The sequence below is a fragment of the Herbaspirillum sp. NPDC101397 genome (genome assembly GCF_044767325.1).
Taxonomy (GTDB): Bacteria; Pseudomonadota; Gammaproteobacteria; order Burkholderiales; family Burkholderiaceae_D; genus Herbaspirillum.
This window is the reverse complement of record NZ_JBIWNS010000001.1, coordinates 504,219-505,987: the sequence shown is the minus strand read 5'-3', so window position 1 is coordinate 505,987 and position 1,769 is coordinate 504,219. Positions and strand designations below refer to the sequence as shown.

The 1,769-nt window shown below is 60.2% G+C and carries 2 protein-coding genes; both read left to right on the top strand.

The features are described from left to right. The first annotated feature begins 324 nt into the window (after positions 1-324). Positions 325-876: a YcjF family protein gene (locus tag ACIROW_RS02285; RefSeq protein ID WP_402271448.1), complete on the top strand. Its 552-nt coding sequence runs from the start codon at positions 325-327 to the stop codon at positions 874-876. Between the two features lie 102 nt (positions 877-978). Then, complete coding sequence (locus ACIROW_RS02280; protein ID WP_402271446.1) at positions 979-1,764, top strand: thioesterase II family protein; 786 nt, start codon at positions 979-981, stop codon at positions 1,762-1,764. Positions 1,765-1,769 lie beyond the last annotated feature (5 nt).

Below are 1,769 nucleotides of genomic sequence, written 5' to 3'. Positions count from 1 at the left end.
CGCCCTTTATTCCCTGCGATACGGCGTTAAACCGGGCATTTTTCCAACCGGTCAGTACGGAGGGGCCGGCATATGAGATGAATCAAGAAAGTAATCAGGTTTTTTTGTTGGGAATTTGTTGAATATATTGGCTGTATGCCCAATAATTTCTGCGGTCTGCGTATATTGACGATGAGTTGACGATGAGTTGACGCGTTGGCCTCATATTCGACGATTTCCCGATAGTGACGCTCTGTCGAACGCGGCAGAGTCTTTTTCCCCCGCCTTGAGTCATGCAGCAAGCCTCATGTGCGTCAGGGCGTTTAATTGATGAAGGAGATTTCCATGAGCACTACGGATCAAGCAGAACAAACCATCGCCGCAGAAGAACCGGTCGCAGAGCAGGCGGCCGAGTTGACCCCGGAAGAGCGCCAGAACGAAGCGCTGCATTCCATCAAGAACCATGCAATGACCGCCATGGGCGTCGGCATCCTGCCGATCCCGGGCCTCGACCTGATCGCCCTGACCGGTGTGCAACTGAGCCTGCTGCGCAAGCTCGGCGGCCTGTACGGTTTTACGCTGTCCGACGAAACCGGCAAGAAACTGCTCGGCTCCGTGCTCAGCGGCTATCTGCCGTTGCTCATCGCTGGTCCCGTCGGCAGCATCCTGAAATTCATCCCGGGCGTGGGCATCGCCGCAGGCGTACTGGCGCAATCGACGCTGGCGGGCGCCACCACCTATGCGATCGGCAAGCTGTTCCTGCAGCACTTTGAATCGGGCGGCACCTTCCTCGACGTCAAGACCAAGGAAATGGGGCAGAAGCTCAAGCAGCAGGTTCAGGAAGGCAAAGACTTCCTGAAGAAGCACGTTCCCGGCGGCAAGAAGGACGCGGTCTGATCCTTGCCTGCACAAGCTGCGGGCAAGGCATACCGGGAGTCAATGCGCTTCCGGTATTTTTTTACGCGTCCCGACGGTGACTGCTGACATGAACGTCCTTCAATGAGTCCGCTGCAAGAATCACGCGCCTGGTTTCCTTTCGGGCTGGGCCGGGAAGACGCGCATATGCGCCTGTTCTGCCTGCCGTTTGCGGGCGGTGGGGCATCCAATTTCCTTTCCTGGCGCACGCGTCTGGAAGATGCCGGGGTGGCCGTGGCGCCGCTCCAGTATCCGGGGCACGAGACGCGCCTGGGCGAAGCGCCGCTGCACGCATGGGATGACATGCTGACGGCCTTGCAGGAAACGATCATGCCTCTGCTGGATCGCCCGTATGTCTTGTTCGGCTACAGCATGGGCGCGCGTCTGGCATCCGCGCTGGCGGCCAGGCTGGCGAACGCCGGTTGGCCGCCGATGCAGCTGATCGTCGCGGCGCATGTGCCCCCGGACTTGCCGTCGCCGGCATTACGGGCGATCGGCCTGGACGACGACGCATTCAAGGCGCTGTTATTGCAGTACGGTGGGATCCCTGTCGAGATGTCGCACGAGCCGGCCTTCTGGGAGATGGTGCTGCCGGTGATGCGGGCCGACTTTGCGCTGGCCGCAGCGCCATTCGCGGCCGCGCCTGCCGCATATCCGATCACGGCGTATGCCGGTGCCGACGACAGGCATGCCGATGCAGAAAGCATGGCCGGGTGGCAGCGTTTTACCACAGCAGATTTCGTGCTGAAAGAATTCGCAGGCGATCATTTTTTCCTCCGTAGCGCGGATGTCTGCGCGGCGTTGAACACCGACCTTGCACGTGTTGCGCGTGTGCGGTCGGCCGATTTACACCCACTTGTCTCCGCCTGAGCGGA